Genomic DNA, 25,501 nt, shown 5'->3' with positions numbered 1-25,501 from the left:
TCCGTCAAGCTGCCTGCGGCGTTCTCGGGCGGACCATGCGCGGGCCTGCGCGGGGTGTAAAGGGCTCAGCGCCGTCCCGGAAAAACCCCGAGCGTAATGCCCGCCGCCTCAAGCGCTGCGCGGGTGGCCCGGGCGATCCCGACGGCCTCGGCGGTGTCCCCATGCAGGCAGATCGTGTCAATCGGCGTGGGGATCTGCGCGCCGCTCGCGGTGATGATCGCGCCCGCCTGCACCATCTGGACCATGCGCGCGCCTGCCTCTGCAGCGTCGTGGATCACCGCGCCGGGCAGGCGGCGGTCGACCAGCGTGGCGTCGTCATTATAGGCCCGGTCGGCGAAAATCTCGGCCGCCCAGCGACAGCCCAGCGCCTGCACGGCCTCCTGCTGCGCCGTGGCGGCGAGCACCATGATGATCACATCCGGATCCACCGCCAGCGCCCCCTCGTAGCAGGCTTGCGCCATGGCCGCGTCCTCCGAAGCCATATTGGCCAGCGCGCCGTGCAGCTTTACATGGCGCACGGTGCCGCCCACGCGCTGCGCCATGCCACGCGCCGCGCCCACCTGGTAGGCCACGAGGTTGCGCAAGCTGTCATGGGGCATCTGCATCCGCCGCCGCCCGAAGCCCTGCAGGTCCGGAAAGCCCGGATGCGCCCCGATCCCGACGCCGCGTTCGGTCGCAAGCGCCATGGTCCGGGCCATCACATCCCAATCCCCCGCATGGGCGCCGCAGGCGATATTGGCCGATGTGATCGTTTCCAGCAGGGCGGCATCCTCGCCCATGGGCCAGGGGCCGAACCCCTCCCCCATATCGGCGTTGAGATCGACAGTCTGGGTCATGGGACCTCCCCGGCGGTGACGCCGCTGATAAGCTGGTAGGACAGAAGTTCCGCGATATCCGCCGGGTCGCGCAGGATCGGGCGCAGGCCGCGGGACAGGTCGCGCAGGCGCAGGGCCTCGGCGCGCTCGATGGCGATGGCCTCGGCGCGCGGGATCAGGGTCAGGCGCAGGGGCGCACCGGGCGGGGCCTGCATCGCGCGCGGCAGATCCGCCGGGATCACGGTGGCGATCCGGGGATAGCCGCCGGTGGTCTGGGACTCGACGCCGAGGATATAGGGCGCGCCCTCGCCCGTGACCTGAATGTCGCCGGGCACGACGATCTCAGACAGGGCCGTCAGCCCGCCTTGGGCGAAAAAGCCCGGGCCCTTGTGGTCCAGCCGCACGCCCATGCGGTTGCCGCGCATATCGCGGGTGAAGGCGGTCTGAGACAGGCGCAGCAGATCCGCCTCGGCAAAGCGGTCAGACTGAAAGCTGCGCACGATCCGCAGACGGCCTCCGGAAAAGCGCTCCGGATCCGGCAGAACCTGTCCCACCGCCCCGCCCCCATCCGCACCGAGCGGCAGAGTGTCCCCGGCGACCAGAAGCCTCCCGAGCCCCGCGACCAGATGGGTCGCACGCGAGCCGAGCCGTTGCGGCGTGTCGAACCCGCCGCCCACATGCAGGTAGCCGTACACCCCCGTGCGCGCGGCCCCGATGCTCAGCTCGGCCCCGGCGGGCAGGCGGTGACTGGCATTCCAGAGGATCGCCACCCCGTCCATTGTCGCCTGCATGGGCGCGCCGGTCAGCGCGATGCGGCAGTCCCGCGTGGCGCGAAACCGCCCCCCCCGCCCGGCCATCTCAAGCGCGGCGCGGCGCGGATCCTGCCCCAGCAAAACGCCCCCTTCGGCCAGCGCCCTCGGGTCGGCGGCCCCACCGGGCGAGAGCCCCTGCCCGATATAGCCGCGCCAACCCGCATCCTGCAGGCTCAGCCCCGGGCCGGCCTCGAGGATCTCGAATTGTGCGGTCATGACAGCGGCTCGCTGGTTGCGCCGCCAAGCCCGCTGGGATCAGCATCGCACCGGTCCAGATAAGTCGCCTCATCCACCGCCGGAAAGACCACCTCGTCGCCCGGGCGCAGGGCAAAGGGCTGCTCGGCCTCGGGTCGATAGCCGCGAAAGGCCGTCTGGCCCACATGCCGCCAGCCCGTGGGGGCTGAGGTCGCAAAGAGCACGAATTGCCGGATCGCGAGAACCAGTGCGCCCACCGGCACGCGCGGTGTGAGCCCGGTCTGGCGCGGCAGATCCCAGGCCTCGGGCAGCGTGCCGAGATAGGGCTGGCCAGGCGCAAACCCCAAGGTGAGCACCCGCACCCGTGCCGAGCTGAGCATCGCGACCGCCTCGGTGGGGGAAAGGCCCGCCTGCGCTGCAGCCTCCTCCAGCTGCGGAGCACGCGGCCCGCCGAACACGCAAGGGATCTGCCAGAGCCTGCGCCCCTCCGGCGGGGCGGCGGCGTACCAGTCCCGCGCCACCAGAAGCGCGCTCAGCCGCGCCTCCAGCGCGTCCGCATCCGCCGTCACCGGGTCAAACCGCACAAAGCACGAGGCCAGCGTGCTGGAGGTTTCGGCCACCTCCGCCCAGCGCTCGGACTCGAGGCTCGCGCGAAAGGCAAGTGCGGCGCGGTTGGCGCGCTCGGTCAGGGTATCGCCAAAACTCACCAGCCAGCCGGTCACGCCCACGGGGCGAATGCAGGGCCAGTCGCTCACGCGGGCCTCCCGAGCAGGGCGCGCGCCGCGGCAAGGATGCTCTCGCGGCTGGGCAGGGTCGCGGCATAGGCGCGTCCGGTGGCAATGAAGCAATCCGTGGCGGTGTCGCGCGCGAGCCGCGCATCGGTCTGCTCAGCAAAGAGCGCCATGAGCCCCTCGGCCTGCCCGCCCGTGCGGCGGCATTCATCCACGATCAGGATATGGGCGCAGTCCGCCACGGCCTCCAGCAATGCGGCTTCGGGCAGCGGCGCGAGCCAGCGCAGGTCGATGACCCGTGTGGCGATCCCGGCGGCCTCCAGCTCCGGCAGGGCTTGGCGGGACAGGTAATGCCCGTTGCCATAGGTGACGATCGCCAGATCGCGCCCGGTCCCGGTCACACCGATCTCCCCCAGGGCGATCCGCGCTCCGGGCTCCGGATAGGCGCGCATCCAGCCGCCATCCCCGGGGCTGTGCAGATCGCGCATCGGATAGAGCGCGATGGGCTCGACAAAGACCACCACGCGCTGCTCTTCGCGCGCCAGCCGCACGCATTCGCGCAACATCCGCGCCGCGTCATCGCCGACCGAAGGACAGGCGATCACCAGCCCCGGAATATCGCGCAGCACCGCCAGCGAGTTGTCGTTGTGGAAATGCCCGCCGAAGCCTTTCTGATAGCCCAGCCCGGCGATGCGCAGCACCATCGGGTTCGTGAACTGGCCTTGGCTGAAGAAAGACAGGGTTGCCGCCTCGCCGCGCAGTTGGTCCTCGGCATTGTGCAGATAGGCGAGGAACTGGATCTCGGGGATCGGGGTGAAGCCGGTCTGTCCCAGCCCGATGGCCAACCCGAGGATCGATTGCTCGTCGAGCAGCGTGTCGATCACCCGGTCCGCGCCAAACCGCGCCTGCAGCTTTTGCGTGACGCCATAGACCCCACCCTTGCGGCCCACATCCTCGCCCATCACGAGGGTTTCGGGATGGGCCAACATCAGATCCGTGAGCGCCCAGTTGATCAGCCGCGACATGGGCTGAGGGCTGTTTTGCCCCTTGAGGTCGCCCGCGAAACAGGCCGCCCGCGCCTCGGCGGACGGGGCGGCATGATCCGGCGCGGCCCGGCGCGGCGGCAGGAGCGAGGCGGCCACCGCCCCGGCATCGCCGAGGCTGGGTGCCTGCGCGGCCCGCCCGCTGAGCGCAGCGACCTCTGTGGTCACCTCGTCATACCGGGCCAGCGCCTCGGACGGTGCCAAGGCGCCCGCCCCCTGCAACAGCCGCACGGAATGGAGCAGCGGATCATCCGCCTCCTCCCGCTCGACCTGCGCCTGCGGCAGATAGGTGGTGGGCAGATCCGCCCCCGCATGGCCATAGAGCCGCACCATGGTCAGATGCAGGATCGCCGGTTTGCGCGTGCGCCGGACCCAGTCGGCGGCCTCGGCGGCCCTGGCGGCGGTCTCGCACAGATCCAGCCCATTGGCCGTGAAGTACCGCAGGCCGGGCCGCGCCGAGAGGCTCGCGGCGATCCAGCCCTTGGGTGTCGGGGTCGAGATCCCGATCCCGTTATCCTCGCAGACAAACAACAGCGGCAGCGGCACCGATTGGATCGCGGCCCAGCCGGCCGTGTTCAGCGCGCCCTGCGCCGTGGAATGGTTCACCGAGGCATCGCCGAAAGAACACATGGCAATCGCCGTATCGGGCACCAGCGGCCAGCCCGGCGCACGCCGCCGCGACAGACCGATGCCATAGGCCGCCCCCACCGCCTTGGGCAGGTGGCTCGCAATGGTCGAGGTCTGTGGCGGGATCATCAGGGGGCGAGAGCCCAGCACCTTGTGCCGCCCGCCGCTGATCGGGTCCTCGGCGGCACAGGCAAAGCTGAGAAGCATATCCCGCGCGATCTCGTCCAGCGCCATGCCCGCCTGCTGCCCGCGCGCGATCTGGAAGGCCGCGTCGCGGTAATGGAGAAAGGCGATATCATCCGCGCGGAGGGCATGGGCCACCGCCGCCATCCCCTCATGCCCGGAGGAGCCGATGGTGTAGAACCCCTGCCTCGCCTTCTGCATGGCCCGGCTCGTGCGGTCGAGCGCTCGGCTCAGCACCTGCGCATCAAAGAGCCCGCGCAGCGCGGCCGGGCTGAGCCCCGCCGCAGGGTCCGCCCCCGCTGGCAGGTCCTCCGCCGCCACACGGCGACGGAAATTCTCATGTACGATCTCGGCCCGGTCCATGGCGTGGTCTGCTCGCGCCGCGGCGCGCCCTCTCTCCTGCCGGGCCAGACTGCCTGCCTCCGCAGGCAGTTGCAATCAGCAGAATTCAGACCGCCTTCAGACCGCGCCCTTGGCCATGCGCTCGGCGAGCACATCGCGCAGGTCGACCATCTCCTTGCGGTGGATCGAGACATAGACGAAGCCCAGATTCGAGCGCGGTTCGATCATGTCACCGGGAAAGGGCAGATAGGTCAGCTCGCGCGACCCGAAGGAGGGCGAGGCCGTTCCCACCTGCCACTCGGTCGTGAGCTGCACATCCACCAGCTTGAGCGGCGCGCCCCCGTCCCGGTCCGGGATCTCGCGCGGGATCCCGTTCAGGGTGAGATAGGCCGCCTTGTCCTGGGCTGCCTGAAAACTGCTGATGAACTCGGCCGCGAGCGCCTGGATGTCCTCTTCGGGGCGGTCCTCATGGGGATGGCTGTGCAAGTGCCGCGCCGGGCGGGCATTGTGATCCCCCCGCACATGGTCGTGGTCCTGCGCGTGGTGGTGATGCCCATGACCATGCCCGTGCGCATGATCATGGCCGTGGTCGTGATCATGTGGCATTGGACCACCGCTTTCCTTCGAACTCACCGGCGGGGATGGTGACCGGCTTGTCGATATGGCGCTTGTGCTTGCCGAGCGTGCCTGCCGAAACCATGGCCCCCAGAACATCGACGATCACCCGCGTGCCCATCAGGGCCGTGATGTCCGAGGTGTCATAGGGCGGGCTGACCTCGACCAGCTCCATCCCGCAGATCCCCTCGGCAGCGACCTTCGAGGCCAGCGCCAGCGCCTCGCGCGGCAGGAAGCCGCCGGGCTCGGGCCAGCCGGTGCCGGGCACGAAGCCGCAATCGATGCTGTCGATATCGAAGGACATATAGACCATGTCCACCCCGTCCCAAGCCATCTCGAGCGCCATCTCGGCGGTCTTGTCGACGCCCATCCGCTCCATATCCGACATGGTGATGATGTTGGTCTCGCGCTCGCGGGCAACCTTCACCGCCTCGCGGGGCACCTGCCAGCCGCCGATGCCCACCTGAACGAGGTTCTTGGCCGGGACATTGGGCATGTTCGTGGCGTGGAACCACGGGGTGGTGTGCATCCGCTCGTCCAGGTCTTTTTCCTGAATGTCCGCATGGCGGTCGAAATGGACGATCCCGATCTTCTTGGAGGTGCAATCCGCAATCCCGCGCACGCAGGGAAACCCGATCGAATGGTCGCCCCCGATCATGATCGGCAAGGAACCCGACGAGGCCACATGGCTGACAGCACGGGTGATCTGGTCGAAGGATTTCTCGAGATTGGCCGGGATGGTGAACACATCCCCCGCATCGCAGAGCGTCATCTGCTCACGCAGATCCACGCCCAGCTCGTAATTATAAGGCGTGTAAAGCGCCGAGATCTTGCGCACACCCTGAGGCCCGAAGCGCGTGCCGGGCCGGTACGTGGTGCCGCCGTCAAAGGGAATGCCCAGCACGGTGGCATCGTAATGCTGCACCTCCGCGACATCCTCGGCATAGGGCGCCTTGAGAAAGGTATTGATGCCCGCGTAATGGGGCAACTCGCCCCGGGCAAAGGTCGGGATCGACTTGTCCTCGATGCTGTCCGCCCCGGTCAGCCCCATCTTCAGCGCCCAGCGCCGCTCCTCGTCCCAGCGCCCCTCGGGCAGGTCCGCCTCGGCCTTCATCGCCTTCCAGCCCTGAAGCCGGCTCAGATCCGGATGGTGATAACGCCGCGCGTCATGGCGCTGATCCGCCGGGTGGTGAGAGCGCGTGCGCGCCTCAGGTGCGATGAGCATGAGATCCTCCAGTCTCGGTATCCGAGATGTCTTGCAGTCGTGGTTAGGTCGTAAGGTCCGCAGCGCCCGGGTCGGACGGCGCGGGGGTGGGTGGGCGGGCCGTGACGTCCGGGCCGGGCGCTGCGGACCCGAGCCCGCTCTGAAACGGGATCCCGCCATCGCGGGCCTCGAAGTCATAGGTGATGGTGGCGCCGAACGCCTCCGGATCATGGGGATCCCAGCGCGGCTTGTCGAACACCCAGACCCGGTCGCCCAGCTTGAACCCCTCTTCCAGATCATGGGTCACCATGAACACGGTCATGTTGGTCTCGGCCCGCAGCTCCATCAAGAAGGCATGCATCTGCAGCCGCGTCCCCGGATCAAGCGCCCCGAAAGGCTCATCCAGCAACAGGATCCGGGGCCGTGCCGCCAGCGCCTGCCCGATGGCCAGCCGCTGCTGCATTCCGCCCGAGAGGGTCGCGGGATAGTTCTGCGCCACATGGGCCAGCCCGATCCGGTCCAAAGCCTCATCCGCGCGCGCCCCTGCGGCCCGCTTGGCCCCGGGCGACAGGATCCCGAAGAGGTTCGCGCCCAGCCCCTCGGCAGCGATCAGGTTCTCACGCACGGTCATATGCGGAAACACGGAATAGCGCTGAAACACGATTCCCCGGCTCTGGGTCGGCTCCCCCGCGAGCGGCTCGCCATCCACATAGATCTCGCCGCGCGTCGGCTGCTCCTGATCGAGCAGCAAACGCAGAAAGGTCGACTTTCCGCAGCCCGACGCCCCGACGATCGAGATGAACTCCCCCTCATCGGCGGTGATGTTGATCCGCTCCAGAATGGGCCGCTGGCCATAGCTCTGGAACAGGTTCTCGGCGCGCACGAAACTCATAATGAGGCCTCCATCCACGGGTAAAGCCGCCGCGACAAGGTCTTGAGCGCATAATCGATCGCGAATGCCAGGATGGTGATCCAGACCACGTAGACAAGGATCACATCCATCGCCAGAAAGCGCCGAACGAGAAAGATCCGGTAGCCCAGCCCATCCTCCGAGGCAATCGCCTCCGCCGCGATCAGGAACAGCCATGCGGGCCCGAGCGACAGGCGCACCGCCTGAATGAGGCGCGGCATGATCTGCGGCAGGGCCACGCGGATCGCGATGGCCAGCGACGAGGCCCCCAGGGTCTGGGCCTTGATGATCTGCTCGCTCGGCAGCTCCAGGGTGCGCGCCGACATGTCCCGGATCAGAAACGGTGTGATCCCGATCACGATCAGCGCGACCTTGCTGACCTCGCCAAGGCCGAAAACGATAAACAGGATGGGCAGGATCGCCAGCGGCGGCACCATGGAGACCACGGCCACGAAGCCCGCCAGCGTGGCGCGCATATAGGGCAAGAGCCCGATCGCAAGCCCGGCGATCAGCCCGATCAGCGAGGCAATCCCGACGCCGAGCCCCAGCCGCGTCAGGCTCGACCACGTGTCTTTCCAGAACAGGATCTCGCCGGTGCGGCGGCTGCCCTCGCTCACCAACCGCTCCGCGGTCGCGCTCAGGGTCGAGAGCGCCGGCAAAAGCTTGTCCTGCGGGTTCACCGCAAGCCGCGCATCCGAGCCCATCTTATAGGCCAGAAGAATGCCTAGAAACGGCAGCAGCAGCAAAAACAGCGCCAGCACCCGTCCGGGTTTTCGATTGATCAGCCGCATGGGACCTCCTCGCCGGGGTCTGGCCGGGCGCCCGCGGCGCCCGACCAGGGGTCGGATCGCTCAGAGCGCGCCGTCCGCGGCCATCTGCATATAGGTCGTGTCAAAGCGGAACTGGACATTGCCCGCATCGCCCGTGGTCGACCCGTCCGGATAGGCCACGCCCACGAAATCCGCGCTCGGCGCGCCCTCGCCCAGAATGCCCTTGTCGAACAGGAACTCCGCCACATTCACCATGGTCTCGGGCAACTCGGCACTGCTGGTGAAGGCCACCGCATCCGCGGGGGTATAAAACATCTCCGTGGACGCCAGCTGCGCCTTGTACCCGGCCAGATCCGTGCCCGAGGCCTCGGCCATGGCCGTCAGCGCGGCCTCATCGCCCGAGGCCATGAGCCCCATCACCTCGTACCATGCCCCGACCAGCGCCTTGCCGAAATCCGGGTTCGCCTCCAACGTGTCGGTATTCACCACCATCAGGTCGATGATCTCGCCGGGAATGTCCGAGCTGTCGAACAGCTTGGTGGCCCCCGGCTCCTCCAGAATGGTCGAGACCAGCGGGTTCCATGTGACAACCGCCTCCACATCATCCGTGGCAAAGGCCGCGATCATATCCGCGTCGGAGGTGTTGATCACCCCGTCCAGATCCGCCTCGCTCAGCCCCACGGAATCGAGCCCGCGCGCTAGCAGGTAATGGCTGACCGACAGCTCCACGAGGTTCACCGGCTTGCCCGCCAGATCCGCGAGTCCGCCCTCGCCCTTGAGGATCACCGCGTCATTGCCGTTCGAGTAATCCCCGACGATCAGCGCCGTGGTATCGACCCCGCCGCCCGAGGGGATGGACAGCGTGTCCATATTGGTCGCCGACACCCCGTCAAAGGCCCCCGCCGTGTATTGGTTGATCGACTCGACATAATCGTTGATCTGCACGATCTCGACATCGATGCCGTATTTCTCGGCCCATTTGTCCATGATGCCCGAGTCCTCAAGATAGCCCCATGGCATCCAGCCCACATAGATCGACCAGGCGACCCGGAACTCGGATTTCTCCATCGCGGAGGCCGGCGCGGCGAGGGCCAGACCCAGTGCGGTGGTCAAAAGCGCTGTCTTGAGCGTGACTGTCTTGAGCATCAAATTTCCCCATTCTCTGTTCTGTCCAAATGGAAAATCGGTCCGCTGACAGAACTAGAGATGAGGCGCGGGCGAACCGACGCAGTAATCTCCCGGGATTTTGGCCCGCCGTGTACCCTTGCGGAATTTGCCGCCTGGGCGGTGCTTCTCGGACCAGCCTTCACGCACTGCGCGCAAAGCGGAACCCTAAGCCCCCTGCACCTGAAAGCGTAGAAAGCCGGAGGCGTTCGGCAAACAGCGAAGGCGTGGAATTCCCGGCATGCCGGGGCAACGCCTAATTTCTAGGCGAAAAAACCGGGAGCCTGATGCATTTCACGGCGCGCAATGCAGGGCTGTTTGGGCGACGACGGACGGTGCCGCGCGAAACGCCTCGAAGACGCGAGCCCTACCCGTCAGATCACCCCAAGGATGATAAGCACTTTTTATCAGATAGATAAGAGACAAAGCTAACGTGTTAACTGAGAAAGCCCCGGCTCAGTCCGGCGCAACCCCGAGCGACGCGCGGGAGATGATCTCAGTCTGCAACCGGACCGGCGCGCCGGGTTTGGCCCCACCCAGCAGCGCGCTGAGGACTTGCGCCGCCTGCTTGCCCATCTGTCGATGCGGGACATGCACCGTGGTCAGCGGGGGGGTCACGATTCCAGCGATCTCGATATCGTCGAACCCGGTGATCGAGATGTCCCCCGGCACCGAGCGGCCCATGCTTTGCGCCTGCCCCATGGCGCCTACGGCCAGAACGTCATTGCCGCACATCACCGCCGTGGTCCCCGGCGCGCGCTCCAGCAGCGACTTCATCGCAGCAGCCCCGTTCTCGATGGAGTACGGCGTTTCGATCAGGACGATCTCATCGGGCGAAAGCCCCACCTCGCGCGCCGCGTCCCAAACCCCCGAGACACGGTCCCGCGCCCGGTCATTGGGCGCAAGCGGGGCGGTGATGATGGCCACCTCGCGATGACCCAGATCGAAGACCTGCCGGGCCAGCGCCTGCATCGCTTGGCGGTTGTCAAAGCCGATCGCGGGATGCTGCGCGGCCTCGTCAAAGGCCCAGGCGACCACATAAGGCACGGAACGCTGATCCAGCAGCTCATAGACCCGCGCCGCCCGCTCGAACCCGATCAGCAGCAGTGCATCCGCCCCGCGCGCCAGAAGCGTGCGGATCTGCTCTTCTTCCAGATCCGGCCGATAGGACGAGCTTGCCACCAGCAGGGTCAGGCCATGACCCGCCAACTCCTCCTGAAAGGCCTGCAGGCCCCGGGCGAAGATCGCGTTTTCCATGGTCGGGATGATAGCGCCGATCGTGTTGGTGCGTTTGGCCGCCAGAGCCCGCGCGCCGAAATTCGGCGCATAGCCCAGCTTGTCGACCACGGCCAGAACCCGGTCGCGGGTCTCTTTCACCACGCGCTGGGGCGAGTTGAGACAGCGCGACACGGTCGCCGTCGAGACCCCTGCCGCCTGCGCCACGTCCTGCAAAGTCGGGGCATCGCTTGCGGCCTTACGCGCCGGGGGCTTCTGCCTTTGGCGTTCTGTCATGATCCTCCCAACCGCGCTGCAGCCGCTATTCTGTCGCGCGGCTTCTACGGTCTGTGCGCCACCCTACCCGCAGAGCGGGCGCGGGAAAAGAACCTTGTCCGAGATCAATGTAAGCGCTTGCTTGCCGATATGTAAGCGCTTACATTGACTTCGAATCGAAGCGCTGGGAGGTCGAGTCGATGGCATTAATCGTCGCAATCATTTTGTTCGGGCTTTACGTGGGCAACGTCGTACTTGGCGCTGTTTCAGGTGCCCCGATCCTCGATGACGTTCAGGAAATGGTGCTGCTCTTTGCGGCCGCCATCGCCTTCACCGCTGCCATTCTGCAGCGCGAAGCCGCCGAACAGAACAGACAAGACAAGAATCCATAAGGGAGGAAGACTATGGATCGTGACATGAAAGAAATCGCCTCGGTCGAGCGCAGGAACTTTCTGAAACTGGCGAGCACGGGCAGCTTCACCGCTGCGCTTGTGGCCGGTGCCGGGGGGCTTTTGTGGTCTGATGCGGCCGTGGCCCAGAGCGCGCGCGAAGAGCGTGAGCGTGAAGCGGCTGCCGATCACACCATGACGCTGGCCACCGCCTATGTGCTCGGCGCGTCGCGCAGCTATCCGATCATGCAGCTCGACCTGAAGGAAAACATCCAGAACGCCACCAACGGCAAGGTCTATGTCAAGCTCGCCCCGGGCGGGCAGCTTGGCGCGGGCGGCGCACTGGTGCAGGCGGTTCAGGGCGGCACGATCCAGTGTGCACAGCACTCCCTGTCCAACTTCGCGCCCTATGCGAGCGCGGCTGACCTGATCAACATGCCGTATTTCTGTGGCTCCAACCAGAAATTCACCAACCTGGTGAGCTCGGACGCCTGGAAGACCGAGGTCCACCCCAAGGTCGAGGCCGCAGGCTTCAAGGCGCTGTTCTATGTCGTGATCGACCCCCGCGTAGTCGCCATGCGCGCCGGTGGGGCCGGTCCGGTCCTGACGCCGGGCGATCTGGACGGGGTGAAATTCCGCGTGCCGGGATCTGCCATGCTGCAGCAGTATTACCGTCTGGTCGGCGCCAACCCGACGCCGGTGGCCTGGGGCGAAACCCCCTCGGCGATCAAGCAGGGCGTGGCCGATGCGCTCGATCCGTCGGTCGGTGCGCTTTACGTGTTCGGCTTTGCCGACATTCTCAGCCACGTGACCTTCACCCAGGCGGTGCCGGACAGCCAGGTCTTCTCGATGAACCTCGAATGGTTCAACTCCCTGCCTGCCGATGTGCAGGAAGGTATCGAGTTCGCCGGCGAGATGACCACGCATCAGAACCTCGCCAAGGTGCCCTCTGCGCGCGCCTACGCGATGTCCGAGCTGACCAAGGCCGGTGTCCAGTTCCACTCGCTGAACGACGACCAGCTGGCCGAATGGCAAGAGGCAGGCGGCTACCAGCGTTCCGAATGGGACGAGTTCAAGGTCGAGCTTGCGGGCTCCATGGAGACCTTCGACAAGCTGGCCGAAGCCGCAGAAACAAGAGGAAAGTACTACGTACACGACGCGTAACTCACGGAAGACCATTCGGGACCGGCGCCTTGGCGCGCCGGTCCCTCACAACCGTTTCAAAAAAGCACGGACCAGCCCGAGCCAGGGCAGGGCCCTATTGGGGTCGGGGAGGGACTCATGCAAAATATCTTGAAAGCGATAGACAAGAACGGGGAGAGATGGGCCCTGCTTTTGTTCTACGTGATGCTCGTCGCCACCATGTTCATCGAGGTGCTGCGGCGTGAACTCATGTCCTACTCCTCGATCTGGGGAGAAGAGATTGTCCGTTATTCCTTTATCTACCTCGCCTGGATCGGCTGCGCTGCAGCGGTGAAGGAGCGCGGCCATATCCGCATCGACGTGATCATGCAGTATGCGGGCCGCAAGGTGAAAACCCTGCTCTATATCTTTGGCGATCTGGTCATGTTCGTGGTCGCGATCATCGCGCTCTACTGGTCCTTCGAAACGGTGCTCGTCTCGGCCAAGTTTGGCTCGGTCACCCCGGGTCTGCGGATCAGCCAGGTCTGGTTCCTGATGGCTGTGCCCATCGGCTTCACCCTCGTCATTTTCCGCCTCGTGCAGTCCTTGCGGCGAGATGTGAGCGACCTTCGTGCGGGACGTCCCGTTTACGAAGGCGACAAGCTGTTTGACTGAGAGGACCGGATAAATGCTTTGGCAACAAATGGAACAATCCGTGATCCTGGGCTGGGATTTCTATGGCCCCGTGATCATGTTCGTCGTCCTCGTGGCACTGGCCGTTCCGGTCTGGGCCGCCATCGGCGCCTCCGCGATCCTCATGCTGGTCTGGTCGGGCGCCCTGCCCCTCAGCCTTGTGGGCGAACGCCTCTTCTCCGGGATCGACGCCTTCGCGCTGACGGCGGTTCCGCTCTTCATCCTGACGGGGGATGCGCTGGTCCGGACGGGCCTGTCGCGCAAATTCCTCGACGTGGCAGAAGCGCTCACACAATTCGCCAAGGGCGGCTTCGGATCGGCCACGGTGCTGGTCTGCGGGATGTTCGCGGCGATCTCGGGCTCTGACGCGGCGGGTGCTGCGGCGGTGGGCCGGATGACGATCGACCGTCTGGTCGAGAGCGGCTACCCCCGGCCCTATGCCTGTGCGCTGGTGGCGGCGGGTGCCTGTACCGGGATCCTGATCCCGCCCTCGATCGCCTATATCATCATCGGCCTCGTGCTGGGGATATCGGCCTCCACCCTGTTCCTCGCAGCGGTGATCCCGGGTCTGGCGATCCTCGTCTCGATCCTGGTGTCCAACATCATCATGAACCGGCTCAACGGTTGGGAAGGTGGCGGCAATATCAGCGCGAGCGAGTATTTCTCGCGCCTCGGAAAGGCCCTGAAGTCCGGGTGGTACGCCTTCATCGTGCCCGGCATCATCTTCTACGGGATCTTCTCGGGCCGTCTGACGCCGACCGAAGCGGGCGCCACCGCCGTCGTCGTGACCATCCTGATGGGCTTCATCCTCGGCACCCTGAAGCTGAGCGATTTCCCGGCCATGCTGGTCAGCTCGGCCAAGGTCAACGGTGTGATCCTGCCGATCATCGCCTTCTCGGTGCCGCTCGCCGAAGCGCTGGCGATCATCGGGGTGCCGCAAGGCTTCGTCGCAGTGGCCACGGGCCTGAGCGAAGAGCCCTGGGTGCTGATCCTGCTGATGGTGGGGATCCTCGTGGCCGCAGGCTGCGTCATGGAGACCACGCCGAACATCGTGATCCTCGCACCGATCCTGCTGCCGCTGGCCGAAGAGATCGGGATGAACGAGATCCAGTTCTGCATCATGATGATCACCGCCCTCGGCGTCGGGTTCATCACGCCACCGCTGGGACTGAACCTCTTCGTGGTCTCGGGCATAACGGGGGAGTCGATCTTGAAAATCGCCTATCGCGCCATCCCGTTTGTGTTCTTCATGCTCATCGTGACGCTGATGATTGCCTATATCCCGGCGATTTCCACAGCGCTCCTTCCAGATATCTTCAAGTAGGACTGATCCATGCCGAGAGAATATCTCAAAAAAGCAACCCTCACCCCCAAGAGCGATGCCTCTGACACGCAGGAAATCGTGCGCAGCATCCTCGACGAGATCGAGGCCGGCGGGGATGACGCCGCCCTCGCCTATGCCAAGAAGTTCGACAACTACGAGGGGTCGATCATCCTGAGCCAGGAAGAGATCGACGCGGCAATCGCCGTGGTGCCGGAGAAACTGAAGCAGGACATTCAGTTCGCCCATGCCAACGTCAAGAAATTCGCCGAGGCCCAGAAGGCCACGGTGGCGAATTTCGAGACCGAGATCGTGCCGGGCCTGATCGCGGGTCAAAAGGCGATCCCGGTCTCGGCGGCGGGCTGCTATGTGCCCGGCGGGCGCTACAGCCATATCGCCAGCGCGATCATGACCGTGACCACGGCCAAGGTGGCGGGCTGCAACCACATCGTGGCCTGCTCCCCGCCCCGGCCCGAGGTCGGCATTGCCCCTGCCATCATCTATGCGGCGCATATCTGCGGCGCGGACACGATCCTCGCCATGGGCGGAGTGCAGGGTGTGGCGGCCATGACCTTCGGGCTTTTCGGGCTGCCCAAGGCCAACATCCTCGTGGGTCCGGGCAACCAGTTCGTGGCCGAGGCCAAGCGGATGCTCTTTGGCCGGGTCGGGATCGACATGATCGCCGGGCCGACCGACAGCCTGATCCTCGCCGATGCCTCTGCCGACCCGATGGTCGTGGCTGCGGATCTGGTGGGACAGGCCGAGCATGGCTACAACTCGCCGGTCTGGCTGGTGACCGATGACCGTCCCCTCGCCGAAGAGGTCATGCGCCTTGTGCCCGACCTGATCGCCGATCTGCCGGATGTGAACCGCGACAATGCCACCGCCGCCTGGCGCGACTATGCCGAGGTCATCCTCTGCGCCGACCGCGAAGAGATGGCCGCCACGTCGGACGACTACGCGCCCGAGCACCTGACGGTGCAGGCCGAGGATCTGGATTGGTGGCTTGACCGGCTGTCCTGCTATGGCTCGCTCTTCCTGGGCGAAGAGACCACCGTGGCCTTTGGAGACAAGGCGTCGGGCACCAACCACGTGCTGCCGACCTCGGGGGCTGCGAATTACACCGGCGGCCTGTCGGTCCACAAGTACATGAAGATCGTGACCTGGCAGCGCTCGACCCGCGAAGGCGCCAAGCCCGTAGCCGAAGCCACCGCTCGGATCGCACGTCTCGAGGGAATGGAAGGCCATGCCCGCACGGCCGATATCCGCCTCAAGAAGTACTTCCCCGACCAGACCTTCGACCTGACAGCCAATGGCTGACGGGACGCCTGCCTCCCTGCTCGACCTCACAGGTCGGGTGGCCTGCGTGACCGGCGCGAGCTCCGGGCTCGGTCGGCGCGCGGCCACGATCCTCGCGCACGCGGGGGCGTCCGTCGTGGGCGTCGCCCGCCGCGCCGAGGCACTGGCCGCATGGGAGGCCGAGACCAAGGGCCAGACCGCAAGCGTGGTCTGGGACGTGGCCGACCGTGACAGTCTGCAAGACATGGTCGAGGCCGTCGCCGCCCCCTTCGGTGCGCCGGATATCCTCGTGCTGGCCGCGGGCATCAACACCCGTGAGCGCGCCGATGCGGTCACCGCCAAGGGCTGGGACCAGACGCTTGCCCTGAACCTGACCGCGCCGTTCTTTCTGGCGCAGGCGCTTGTGCCGGCCATGTCCGAAAAGGGCTGGGGCCGGATCGTGAATTTCGCCTCGCTGCAGACGACCCGGGCCTTTCCGGGCGGCGTCGCCTACGGGGCCACCAAGGGCGGGATCGCCCAACTCACCCGCGCCATGGCCGAAGCCTGGTCGGCGCAGGGGATCAACGCCAATGCCATCGGCCCGGGCTTTTTCCGCACCGAGCTGACGGCCCCCGTCTTCGACAACCCCGCCCTCGCCCAGGAGCTCGCCGACAAGACCTGCATCGGGCGCAATGGCACGCCCGAGGATATCGACGGCCCGCTCCTCTTCCTGTGCTCGGAGGCCTCGGCCTATGTCACCGGGCAGGTCCTGATGGTGGATGGAGGGTTCACGGCCAAATGAAGGCACTTGTTTACACCGGGGTAGAAGAACTCGAGTTTCGCGACGTCGCGGATCCGACGCCCGCCGATGACCATCACCTTATCCGCATCGACAGTGTCGGGATCTGCGGGTCGGACATGCATGCCTATCTGGGCCATGATGACCGCCGCCCCGCGCCACTGATCCTCGGCCATGAGGGTGCGGGCAAGATCGTCGGCGGGCCCCGGGACGGCGAGCGGGTCACGATCAACCCGCTGGTGACCTGCGGCACCTGCCCTGCCTGTGTCTCGGGGCGCGACAACCTGTGTGAGACGCGCCAGATCATCTCGATGCCGCCGCGCGAAGGCGCCTTTGCGCAATACGTGACCATGCCCGGGCGCAATCTGGTGACCGTGCCCGATGGGTTCAGCCTCGAGAAGGCCTCCCTGGCTGAGCCCGTCGCCGTCAGCTGGCACGCGATCCGGCTGGGTCTGCAATCCATGGCCGATGACCGCCGCGACACCGCGCTGGTGATCGGGGGCGGTGCCATCGGCGTGGCCGCGGCGATCAGCCTGATCGCGCAAGGGGTGCGCGACGTGACGTTGGTCGAACCCAACGCGATCCGGCGCTCGTATCTGAACCTCAACGAGAATTGCAACGTGGTCGCCCCGGAGGATGTCGAGGGCCAGATCTTTGACATCACCGTGGACGGGGTCGGCTATGACGCGACCCGCGCAGCCGCCAGTGCCGCGACCCGGCCCGGCGGTCTGCTGCTGCATATCGGGCTGGGCGGCGGGGCCGCCGGGCTCGACATTCGGCGCATCACCCTGCAAGAGATCACTGTGATCGGGACATACACCTACACAGCACAAGACTTTCGAGACACCTGCGCGGCCATGTTCGATGGCCGTCTGGGTGCGCTCGACTGGACAGAGACCCGCCCCCTTGCCGAGGGGGCTGCGGCCTTTGCCGATATCCGCGCGGGCCGCGTGCCCGCCCCCAAGATCATACTCAAGCCGTAAAGACAGGAGACATACATGTCTGAAATCCCGCACCTTCTGGTCCACGAGCAAGCCGACAATGTCGGCGTCGTGGTGGTCGAGGGGCTGACCGCTGGCACGGATATGCTGTGCTGCATCACCCATGACAATTCCACCTTCCGCCTGACCGCCAAGCATGATGTGCCGATCGGCCACAAGGTCGCGCTCACCGACCTCAAGTCCGGCGACACGGCCATGAAATACGGCGAGGACATCGGCAAGATCATCGCCGATGTCGGCCAGGGCGAGCATCTGCACACCCATAATTGCAAAACGAAACGCTGGTAAGGAGCCACTCTCATGGCATCGAAATACTCCAATCTGACGGTCAAGGGTTACCGGCGTGAAAACGGCCGTGTGGGCGTGCGCAACCACGTCATCATCCTGCCGGTCGACGACATCTCGAACGCGGCCTGCGAAGCAGTCGCGAACAACGTCAAAGGCACCATGGCGATCCCGCACGCCTATGGCCGCCTGCAGTTCGGCGAAGACCTCGAGACGCATTTCCGCACCATCATCGGCACGGGCGCAAACCCGAACGTGCATTCGGTCGTGGTGATCGGGATCGAGCCCGGCTGGACCAAGCGCATCGCCGACGGCATCCGCGAGACCGGCAAGGAAGTGGCCGAATTCTCGATCGAGCAGAAGGGCGACTTCGAGACGATCCGCGCGGCCTCCTGGGCGGCGAAGGATTTCGTCCACAAGGCGACCGAGATGCAGCGCGAGGAATGCTCGATCAACGAGCTCTGGGTCTCGACCAAATGCGGCGAGAGCGACACGACCACCGGTCTGGGCTCCTGCCCCACCGTTGGCAACATGTATGACAAGCTCCTGCCCGAAGGGATCACCGGCTTTTTCGGCGAGACCTCCGAGATCACCGGCGCCGAGCATATCTGCCAGAAGCGTGCGATCAACGAAGAGGTCGGCGAGCGCTGGTACAAGATGTGGAAGGCCTATCAGGATGACGTGATCTTCGCGCACCAGACCGATGACCTGAGCGACAGCCAGCCCACCAAGGGCAATATCGAGGGCGGTCTGACCACCATCGAGGAAAAAGCCCTCGGCAATCTCGAGAAGATCGGTCGGACCTCGCAGTTCATCGATATCCTCGAGCCCGCTGAGGCGCCCAAGTCGGGCAATGGCCTCTACTTCATGGACAGCTCCTCGGCGGCGGCGGAATGCGTCACGCTGATGGCGGCGGGCGGTGCGGTGATCCACACCTTCCCCACCGGTCAGGGCAACGTGGTCGGCAACCCGATCGTCCCGGTGATCAAGATCACCGCCAACCCGCGCACCGTTCGGACCATGAGCGAGCATGTGGATGTGGACGTCTCGGGCATCCTGCGCCGCGAGATGACCATCGACGAAGCGGGCGATGCGCTGATCGAAATGATCTGCCGCACGGCCAACGGGCGCAATACCGCCGCGGAGGCTCTCGGACACCGGGAATTCTCCATGACAAAGCTGTATCGGAGCGCGTAAAGATCAGGCGGGCGCGCGAGTCCCTTCGCGCGCCCGTTCGCCTTTTTGACGCCTGCCGGGCGGGCGTCCCTACTTCCTGACAAGGACTCCGATGTCAGCCACTGAGACACTCTCGCTCGCCGATGCGCGCGACCTCATGTACCGGGCCTTTACGGCCAATGGTGTCCCCGAAATCGCCGCGCGCAGCACCGCCAACGCCCTCGTCGCCGCCGAAGCCGAAGGCCAGGTCGGCCACGGGTTTTCCCGGCTCGAGGATTACGTCGCCCAGGCCCGCACCGGCAAGATCCAGGCCGCGGCCGAGATCGCCGTGCACCGCCCGGCGCCGACCACCCTGCTGGTGGATGCGGGCTTCGGTTTTGCCTATCCGGCCATGGACCGCGCCCTGACCGAAGGTGTTGAGATCGCGCAGGAATATGGCACCGCCGCCCTTGCGATCACGAACTCGCACCATTGCGGGGCGCTCTCGGTGCAGGTGGACCGGGCCGCGCGTGCCGGGCTGGTGGCGATGATGGTCGTCAATGCCCCCGCCGCGATCGCCCCTTGGGGGGCCAAGACCCCGCTTTACGGCACAAACCCCATCGCCTTTGCCACGCCGCGCGCGGCGGCGGCCCCGCTGGTGATCGATCTGTCCCTGTCCGTGGTGGCCCGCGGCAAGGTGATGAACGCCAAGAAGGCCGGCAAGCCGATCCCCGAGGGCTGGGCGCTGGATGCAGACGGCAACCCGACCACTGATCCCGAGGCGGCTCTTGCGGGCACCATGGTGCCGATCGGGGACGCCAAGGGCACCGCCCTCGCCCTGATGGTCGAGATCCTCTCGGCGGTCATGACCGGCGCGACGCTGAGCACCGATGCCGGATCGTTCTTTACCGCCGACGGCCCCCGTCCAGGCGTGGGGCAGTTCCTGACGCTTTATCGGCCACCCGAGGGGGCCGAGGCCTTCACCGCGCGGCTTGAAACCCTGCTCGGCCATATCGAAGAGATGGACGGCGCGCGCCTGCCCGGCACCCGCCGCCTCGCCGCCATCGCGGCCGCCGAGGCCGAGGGCATCGCCGTCCCGCTGCACTATATCGAAGGCGCGCGCCGCCTCGCCGGAGACGCGGGATGACACTGGACGGCGGACAACCCGGGGCAAACGGCTGGGGCCAGCGCGCGCTGGCCTTTGCCAATCTGCACGGGCCCGGCATCATGCTGGCTATTCTGATCGCCCTGGCCAGCCGGTTCGTGGCCGAGCATTACGGCGCTCCGGCCATGCTGATGGCGCTGCTCTTCGGGATCGCGCTGAACTTTCTGTCCGAGACCGGACGCGCCGTTCCCGGGATCAACTTCGCCGCCCGCACCGTCCTGCGGGCGGGTGTCGCGCTTCTCGGGCTGCAGATCAGCTTTGCCATGCTCGGCGATCTGGGCCTGCCCATCGTGCTGGCCATTCTGGGCAGTGTCGGGGCGACCATCGCCTTCGGGATGCTGATCGCGCGGTTCTTCGGGTTCCGCTACCGCTTTGCGTTTCTCTCGGCCGGATCCGTGGCGATCTGCGGGGCCTCTGCCGCGCTGGCGATTGCCGCTGTGCTGCCAAAGGATGAACGCTCCGAGGACCGGCTGGTCTTTACGGTGGTGGGGGTCACGGTGCTCTCGACTCTGGCGATGATCCTGTATCCGATCCTCGTACAGATGATGGGCATGGATGACAGAACCGCCGGGATCTTCCTCGGGGCCACGATCCATGACGTGGCCCAGGTGGTCGGCGCGGGCTTCTCGATCTCGGACACGACCGGCGAGACCGCGACCATGGTCAAGCTGCTGCGGGTCGCCCTGCTGGCGCCGGTGGTTCTGACGGCGGCCATCGTGCTGCGCCGCATGGGACAGTCCCCCGACGAGCCAGGCAAGGCCAGCAGCATCCTGCCCGGGTTCCTGATCGTCTTTGTGGTGCTCTGCACCCTGTCCTCCTTTTCGCTGATCCCGGCCCCGGTGATCGAGATCTCGGGCGAGGCCTCGCGCTGGATGCTGCTCGCGGCCATCGGTGCCGTCGGGCTGAAGACCCGGCCCGCCGATATCGTCAATGTCGGCATGCCCGCCGTCTGGCTGATCCTGGCGGAAACCCTCTTTCTCGCAGGTCTGATCCTGCTCACCCTGACCTGGCTGGGACCCTGATCCCGGCCGGTCTCGTTCCGCGCCTGCAAAGGAGACGCCATGTACAGCAAGATCCTCGTCCCGGTCGAACTCGACCACGAAGACCTGATCCCCCAGAAACTGGCGCAAGCCCGGGGCCTGCTCTCGCCCGGTGGCGAGATCCTTGTGCTGACGGTACTTGAAAGCGTTCCCGGCTATGTGTCAGAGTTCGTCACACACAAGCCGCCCAATCACCTGACTGCTGAGGTGGAGGGCCGACTCAAAGCGCTCATCGGAGAGGCCAAAGACGTGGCAATCCATGTAGGCACCGGCAAGCCCGGCGTAGAAATCCCGCAATTTGCCGAGGATCATGGCTGTTCCCTCATTATTGTGGGTAGCCATCGCCCCGGAATTCGTGATTACTTTTTAGGCAGCACCGCCGCACGAACGGTGCGCCGTGCAGCATGTTCGGTGATGGTGGTCCGTCCGGATCCCGCATGACCGAAACAGGCTGACAAGGAACAGGAATTCTCGAATATCGAGATCATCAAGGGGCGCGAGCAAACAGCGCCCCGTTAACAGGGAGTAAGAACCTAATGGGAATGACCAGAACCAAAGCGCTTCTGTCAGCCACCTGCGCCGCAGCTGTTGCTGCGGGATCCGCGCATGCCGCGGATATCGTGATCGGTGTGCCGAACTGGGCGTCGGTCAATGCAACTGCGCATGTTCTTGAGATCGTGATCGAGGAGAACCTCGGCCTCGACGTGGAACTGCAGAACGGCACGAACCCGATCGTCTTCGAGGCGATGGACAAGGGCTCGATCCATGCGCACCCCGAAGTCTGGATGCCGAACCAGCAGAACCTGCACAACAAGTATGTGCAGGAGAACGCGACTGTCGTCATGAACGAAAACCCGGTGCAAGCCGAGCAGGGCATGTGCGTGCCCCGCTATGTTGCCGAAGAGATGGGCGTGTCCTCCATCGAGGATCTCACCGATCCCGAGAAGGCCGCATTGTTCGACCGCAACGAGGATGGCACCCCCGAAGTGTATATCGGTGCACCCGGCTGGGCGTCGACCGTGATCGAACAGATCCGCGCGAAGTCATACGGCTATGATGCTGTCTTCGAGCTGGAGCAGTATGAAGAAACCATCGCCTATGCGAACCTCGCAAACGCGATCCAGGCCAAGGAACCTTGGATCGGTTTCTGCTACCGGCCGCACTTCCTGTTCGTGACCTACGACATTGTCATGCTGGAAGAGCCGGCCCATGATCCGGCAACCTGGAACATCGTTCAGCCGACGGATGACCCCGATTGGCTCGCGAAATCCGAAGCCTCCACGGCCTGGAATGGTGCCACCCTGCACCTGCACTATGCCAAGGAACTGGAAGAGTCCTACCCCGAGGTTGCGTCCCTGTTCGCCAACTACCAGATGCAGGGCGATGCGCTCAGCGCCATGGGCAAGGCCCTGTCAGTCGATAACCAGGACCCTGGAGAATTCGCCCGCGCCTGGGTCGACGCGAATGAGGAAACAGTCCTCAACTGGTTGAGCAACTAAGCCCTCCGAACACCTGGCCGCCGCGACACACTCGCGGCGGCCTTTTTGTATTGCAAGACGGCCTCAGGGCATATCGGGGGACAACATGGAAGACACTGTCGTTAAACTGGACGGCGTGTGGAAAATATTCGGTGCTCAAGCAAATGACGCGATGAAAGCGGTGCTGAGCGAGGGGCTCACCAAGCCACAGGTTCTGGATAAATTCGGCTGCGTGGTCGGGGTGCAGAACGCCACATTCGAAGTTTCCCGCGGCGAGATTTTTTGCATCATGGGTTTGTCCGGATCGGGCAAGTCGACACTGGTCCGTCACATCAACCGGCTGATCGAACCGACCTCTGGCACCATCGAGATCATGGGACAGGACGTCTCGTCGATCTCGGAAAGCGAGCTACGCCGCATCCGGGCGCAGCAGATCGGGATGGTGTTCCAGCACATGGCGCTGATGCCGCACCGCTCTGTGCGCGAGAACGTCGCCTATCCGCTCGAGATCCGCAAAGTCCCGAAATCCAAACGCTGGGCGGTCTCGGATCACGCGCTGGGTCTGGTGAACCTGACCGGCTACGAGGACCGGCTGCCCAAGGAGCTCTCGGGCGGCATGCAGCAGCGGGTGGGCATTGCCCGCGCTCTGGCCTCTGACCCCGAAATCCTGCTCATGGACGAGCCCTTCTCGGCGCTCGACCCGCTGATCCGCCTGCAGCTGCAGGATCAGTTCAAGGCGCTGGTGGCCCAGCTGAAGAAGACCACGCTCTTCATCACCCATGACCTCGACGAGGCGATCCGCATCGGCCATCGCATCGCGATCATGAAGGATGGTGTGATCGTCCAGATCGGCACCCCCGAAGAGATCGTCATGAACCCCGCCGATGATTACGTGCGCGAATTTGTGCAGGGCATCTCGAAGCTCAAGCTCGTGAAGGCCAGCTCGATCATGCAGCCGCTCGAGAGCTATTCCGGCTCCCTCGACGGGGCGCCGCGGGCCGATCACGGGGCCGATCTCGACCAACTGATCGATCTTGCGGTCACGACAGAACAACCGGTCGTCATCACCGATGGCGGCACCGATGTGGGCCTGGTGACGAAACCGCGCCTGCTCCGCGGCATCCAGGGGGGCAAAGATGAGTGATCCTGCAACAGAAATGAAGGTAACCGCCGCCTCGGATATCCAGGTGGATACCGACGCGCTGGACGCGTCGATCAAGGAGTTCGCGGGCCCCAACGGGGAGTATTACTGCGAGGCCTTTCACAAGATCCATGACAGCACGAGCCCCCTGCCCAACACGTTCAACAAATGGGCGGCGGCTCTGGGGCCACTCTGGGCAGCCTCCCGGGCAATCTGGGGGATGTTCTGGGCCTTCCTGATCCTCGAGATCATCGCCTGGGTCCAGATCGGACGCGGGGCCTGGGGCAACCCGGGCGCAGAGCTCTTCGAGCGCGCCGCCGGCCAGCAGGCCCGGGCGCAGGAATTCCTCGACCGCGCGGCGGCCTCCACCGAACAATCCGATATCGACCGGTTCGAACGGCTGGCCGACAATATCGGGCGGGCGGCCCAGAACACCATCGCCCAGGCCGAGGCCGCGCAGGCCGAGACCACGGGGATCCTGATCACGGGTCTGGTCATGCTGGTCGTGGTCAAGCTGATCCAGGGGCTTTACGCCAACCAGGTCTATGAAAAGCAGTATTCGCGCTGGCGGATCGATCCCGAGACCACGGAGAGCGGGCAGAACAACCGCAACACTGCGCTCGGGGCGATCCTGACGGCGGCGATCGCGCCTCTGATCATCTTCAAGTTCACCGCCTCGCGCGCGCTGCCCTTCCTCGACGAGTTCCCCGAAGACCAGGCCTCGGCGCTGTTTCTCGGCGAAGGCAATGGACGGTTGTTTTCAGCTCTGGCGAGCTGGATGGAGGCCAAGATCGACGCGGCGGCCATTGCCGGTGCGGATGTGTTCGATGGCATCGTGGCCACCGTGCGCGCAGTGCTCGATGCCCTGACCGTGGCGCTGATCGATACGCCCTGGCCGGTGGTCATGCTGGTGATCTGCGTGGTGGCCTGGCGTTCCGCCGGACCGCGGGTGGCGATCTTCACCGCTGCCTGTCTGGCCTATATCGCGCTGCTCGGCTACTGGGCGCTCGCGATGGAGACCGTGGCCCTTGTGGGCTCGGCGGTGATCCTCTGCGTGGTGATCGGCATTCCGCTGGGCATCTGGTTCGGCAAGTCGCGCCGGGCTTACCGTTTCGCCGAGCCGGTACTCGACCTGATGCAGACCCTGCCGGCCTTCGTCTATCTGATCCCGATCATCGCCTTCTTCGGCACCGGCAACCCGCCGGGCATTCTGGCCACGATCATCTTCGGCATGCCGCCGGTGATCCGCCTGACGGCCCTGGGGATGCGCGGTGTACCCGAGAGCATCAAGGAGGCCGCCGTGGCCTTCGGGGCCTCGAAATGGCAGCTCCTGAAGGATGTGGAGGTGCCGCTCGCGCTGCCCTCGATCATGACCGGGGTGAACCAGACGATCCTGATGTGCCTGTCGATGGTGGTGATCATCTCGCTGATCGGCGGCGGGGGCCTCGGCAAGGAGATCCTCGAAGCGCTGCAATTCGCAGCCAAGGGTCCCGGCCTGCTGGGTGGTTTCGCCATCCTCTTCGTCGCCATGGTCATGGACCGCATCGTCCAGGGTGCGTTCCGCCGCAAAGACCAGGAGGCCTGATCGCCTAGGGGCGGTGGCGGCCTTCGGGCCGCACTGCCCTGCTCCGCGCGGTGGCCATGGGCCCCGCAGTGCAGACAAAAAAACACCGCCACGCTCCTCCGCATGGCGGTGTTTTCTTTTGACCTTGCGGCCAGCCTCCCTTGGAGG

The 25,501-nt window shown here is 65.4% G+C and carries 25 protein-coding genes and 1 riboswitch; of the genes, 15 read left to right on the top strand and 10 right to left on the bottom strand.

Annotated elements, in window-relative coordinates; translation table 11 throughout:
* Positions 1 to 65: 65 nt before the first annotated feature.
* The 10 genes from ACP150_RS19130 to ACP150_RS19085 all read right to left on the bottom strand — a co-directional run bounded on the left by ACP150_RS19130 (position 66) and on the right by ACP150_RS19085 (position 10,923).
* Positions 66 to 836, bottom strand: a complete 771-nt coding sequence (locus tag ACP150_RS19130) for a LamB/YcsF family protein (RefSeq protein ID WP_424968300.1) — start codon at positions 834 to 836, stop codon at positions 66 to 68.
* Entirely contained in the window at positions 833 to 1,843 is a 1,011-nt protein-coding gene (locus ACP150_RS19125; RefSeq protein WP_424968299.1) for a biotin-dependent carboxyltransferase family protein, read from the bottom strand. Before ACP150_RS19125 ends, ACP150_RS19130 begins: the two co-directional genes overlap by 4 nt.
* The gene (locus ACP150_RS19120) at positions 1,840 to 2,577 is read right to left on the bottom strand and encodes a 5-oxoprolinase subunit B family protein (protein ID WP_424968298.1); all 738 of its coding nucleotides are present in this window, start codon (positions 2,575 to 2,577) and stop codon (positions 1,840 to 1,842) included. The genes ACP150_RS19125 and ACP150_RS19120 overlap by 4 nt, the downstream gene beginning before the upstream one ends.
* The gene (locus ACP150_RS19115; RefSeq protein WP_424968297.1) at positions 2,574 to 4,769 is read right to left on the bottom strand and encodes a thiamine pyrophosphate-dependent enzyme; all 2,196 of its coding nucleotides are present in this window, start codon (positions 4,767 to 4,769) and stop codon (positions 2,574 to 2,576) included. The genes ACP150_RS19120 and ACP150_RS19115 overlap by 4 nt, the downstream gene beginning before the upstream one ends.
* A 96-nt stretch (positions 4,770 to 4,865) precedes the next feature.
* Positions 4,866 to 5,354: a hypothetical protein gene (locus ACP150_RS19110; protein ID WP_424968296.1), complete on the bottom strand. Its 489-nt coding sequence runs from the start codon at positions 5,352 to 5,354 to the stop codon at positions 4,866 to 4,868.
* Positions 5,344 to 6,588 carry an agmatinase family protein gene (locus ACP150_RS19105; RefSeq protein WP_424968295.1) on the bottom strand — a complete coding sequence of 415 codons (1,245 nt, stop codon included), beginning with the start codon at positions 6,586 to 6,588 and terminating at the stop codon, positions 5,344 to 5,346. Before ACP150_RS19105 ends, ACP150_RS19110 begins: the two co-directional genes overlap by 11 nt.
* A 43-nt stretch (positions 6,589 to 6,631) precedes the next feature.
* Positions 6,632 to 7,459: an ABC transporter ATP-binding protein gene (locus ACP150_RS19100; RefSeq protein WP_424968294.1), complete on the bottom strand. Its 828-nt coding sequence runs from the start codon at positions 7,457 to 7,459 to the stop codon at positions 6,632 to 6,634.
* On the bottom strand, positions 7,456 to 8,268 hold the full coding sequence (locus ACP150_RS19095) for an ABC transporter permease (protein WP_424968293.1): 813 nt from the start codon (positions 8,266 to 8,268) through the stop codon (positions 7,456 to 7,458). The genes ACP150_RS19100 and ACP150_RS19095 overlap by 4 nt, the downstream gene beginning before the upstream one ends.
* 60 nt (positions 8,269 to 8,328) lie before the next feature.
* Entirely contained in the window at positions 8,329 to 9,393 is a 1,065-nt protein-coding gene (locus ACP150_RS19090) for a putative urea ABC transporter substrate-binding protein (RefSeq protein ID WP_424968292.1), read from the bottom strand.
* A gap of 87 nt (positions 9,394 to 9,480) precedes the next feature.
* Positions 9,481 to 9,594, bottom strand: a riboswitch (guanidine-I (ykkC/yxkD leader).
* 273 nt (positions 9,595 to 9,867) lie between these two features.
* Positions 9,868 to 10,923, bottom strand: a complete 1,056-nt coding sequence (locus ACP150_RS19085; RefSeq protein ID WP_424968291.1) for a LacI family DNA-binding transcriptional regulator — start codon at positions 10,921 to 10,923, stop codon at positions 9,868 to 9,870.
* 179 nt (positions 10,924 to 11,102) lie between these two features.
* On the opposite strand from ACP150_RS19085, the gene ACP150_RS19080 reads away from it, so the two are divergent.
* The 15 genes from ACP150_RS19080 (at position 11,103) to ACP150_RS19010 (ending at position 25,354) form a co-directional block, all read left to right on the top strand.
* Entirely contained in the window at positions 11,103 to 11,294 is a 192-nt protein-coding gene (locus tag ACP150_RS19080) for a hypothetical protein (protein WP_424968290.1), read from the top strand.
* 12 nt (positions 11,295 to 11,306) lie between these two features.
* Positions 11,307 to 12,455: a TRAP transporter substrate-binding protein gene (locus tag ACP150_RS19075; RefSeq protein WP_424968289.1), complete on the top strand. Its 1,149-nt coding sequence runs from the start codon at positions 11,307 to 11,309 to the stop codon at positions 12,453 to 12,455.
* 117 nt (positions 12,456 to 12,572) lie between these two features.
* The gene (locus ACP150_RS19070; RefSeq protein WP_424968288.1) at positions 12,573 to 13,088 is read left to right on the top strand and encodes a TRAP transporter small permease; all 516 of its coding nucleotides are present in this window, start codon (positions 12,573 to 12,575) and stop codon (positions 13,086 to 13,088) included.
* A gap of 13 nt (positions 13,089 to 13,101) precedes the next feature.
* Complete coding sequence (locus ACP150_RS19065; RefSeq protein ID WP_424968287.1) at positions 13,102 to 14,430, top strand: TRAP transporter large permease; 1,329 nt, start codon at positions 13,102 to 13,104, stop codon at positions 14,428 to 14,430.
* Positions 14,431 to 14,439: 9 nt separating this feature from the next.
* Positions 14,440 to 15,747 (top strand): histidinol dehydrogenase, encoded by a 1,308-nt coding sequence (hisD, locus tag ACP150_RS19060; protein WP_424968286.1) that lies wholly within the window; start codon positions 14,440 to 14,442, stop codon positions 15,745 to 15,747.
* Positions 15,740 to 16,507: an SDR family NAD(P)-dependent oxidoreductase gene (locus ACP150_RS19055; protein WP_424968285.1), complete on the top strand. Its 768-nt coding sequence runs from the start codon at positions 15,740 to 15,742 to the stop codon at positions 16,505 to 16,507. The genes hisD and ACP150_RS19055 overlap by 8 nt, the downstream gene beginning before the upstream one ends.
* The gene (locus ACP150_RS19050) at positions 16,504 to 17,487 is read left to right on the top strand and encodes an alcohol dehydrogenase catalytic domain-containing protein (RefSeq protein WP_424968284.1); all 984 of its coding nucleotides are present in this window, start codon (positions 16,504 to 16,506) and stop codon (positions 17,485 to 17,487) included. The genes ACP150_RS19055 and ACP150_RS19050 overlap by 4 nt, the downstream gene beginning before the upstream one ends.
* A 15-nt stretch (positions 17,488 to 17,502) precedes the next feature.
* Positions 17,503 to 17,793 (top strand): UxaA family hydrolase, encoded by a 291-nt coding sequence (locus tag ACP150_RS19045; RefSeq protein ID WP_424968283.1) that lies wholly within the window; start codon positions 17,503 to 17,505, stop codon positions 17,791 to 17,793.
* Positions 17,794 to 17,805: 12 nt separating this feature from the next.
* Positions 17,806 to 18,987, top strand: coding sequence for a UxaA family hydrolase (locus tag ACP150_RS19040; protein ID WP_424968281.1), 1,182 nt, complete (start codon positions 17,806 to 17,808; stop codon positions 18,985 to 18,987).
* A 91-nt stretch (positions 18,988 to 19,078) separates the two neighbouring features.
* Positions 19,079 to 20,092 carry an Ldh family oxidoreductase gene (locus ACP150_RS19035; RefSeq protein WP_424968280.1) on the top strand — a complete coding sequence of 338 codons (1,014 nt, stop codon included), beginning with the start codon at positions 19,079 to 19,081 and terminating at the stop codon, positions 20,090 to 20,092.
* Positions 20,089 to 21,132 carry a YeiH family protein gene (locus tag ACP150_RS19030; protein WP_424968279.1) on the top strand — a complete coding sequence of 348 codons (1,044 nt, stop codon included), beginning with the start codon at positions 20,089 to 20,091 and terminating at the stop codon, positions 21,130 to 21,132. The genes ACP150_RS19035 and ACP150_RS19030 overlap by 4 nt, the downstream gene beginning before the upstream one ends.
* Positions 21,133 to 21,171: 39 nt before the next feature.
* Positions 21,172 to 21,591, top strand: coding sequence for a universal stress protein (locus tag ACP150_RS19025; protein ID WP_424968278.1), 420 nt, complete (start codon positions 21,172 to 21,174; stop codon positions 21,589 to 21,591).
* A gap of 101 nt (positions 21,592 to 21,692) precedes the next feature.
* Positions 21,693 to 22,649: a glycine betaine ABC transporter substrate-binding protein gene (locus ACP150_RS19020; RefSeq protein ID WP_424968277.1), complete on the top strand. Its 957-nt coding sequence runs from the start codon at positions 21,693 to 21,695 to the stop codon at positions 22,647 to 22,649.
* Positions 22,650 to 22,734: 85 nt separating this feature from the next.
* Entirely contained in the window at positions 22,735 to 23,772 is a 1,038-nt protein-coding gene (locus tag ACP150_RS19015) for a quaternary amine ABC transporter ATP-binding protein (RefSeq protein ID WP_424968276.1), read from the top strand.
* Positions 23,765 to 25,354 carry an ABC transporter permease gene (locus ACP150_RS19010; protein WP_424968275.1) on the top strand — a complete coding sequence of 530 codons (1,590 nt, stop codon included), beginning with the start codon at positions 23,765 to 23,767 and terminating at the stop codon, positions 25,352 to 25,354. Before ACP150_RS19015 ends, ACP150_RS19010 begins: the two co-directional genes overlap by 8 nt.
* Positions 25,355 to 25,501 lie beyond the last annotated feature (147 nt).

Origin of the sequence: Dinoroseobacter sp. S375 (assembly GCF_049800775.1) — a bacterium.
GTDB lineage: Bacteria > Pseudomonadota > Alphaproteobacteria > Rhodobacterales > Rhodobacteraceae > Dinoroseobacter.
The sequence above is the reverse complement of the archived record's forward strand: the minus strand, read 5'-3'. Positions and strand labels throughout refer to the sequence as shown.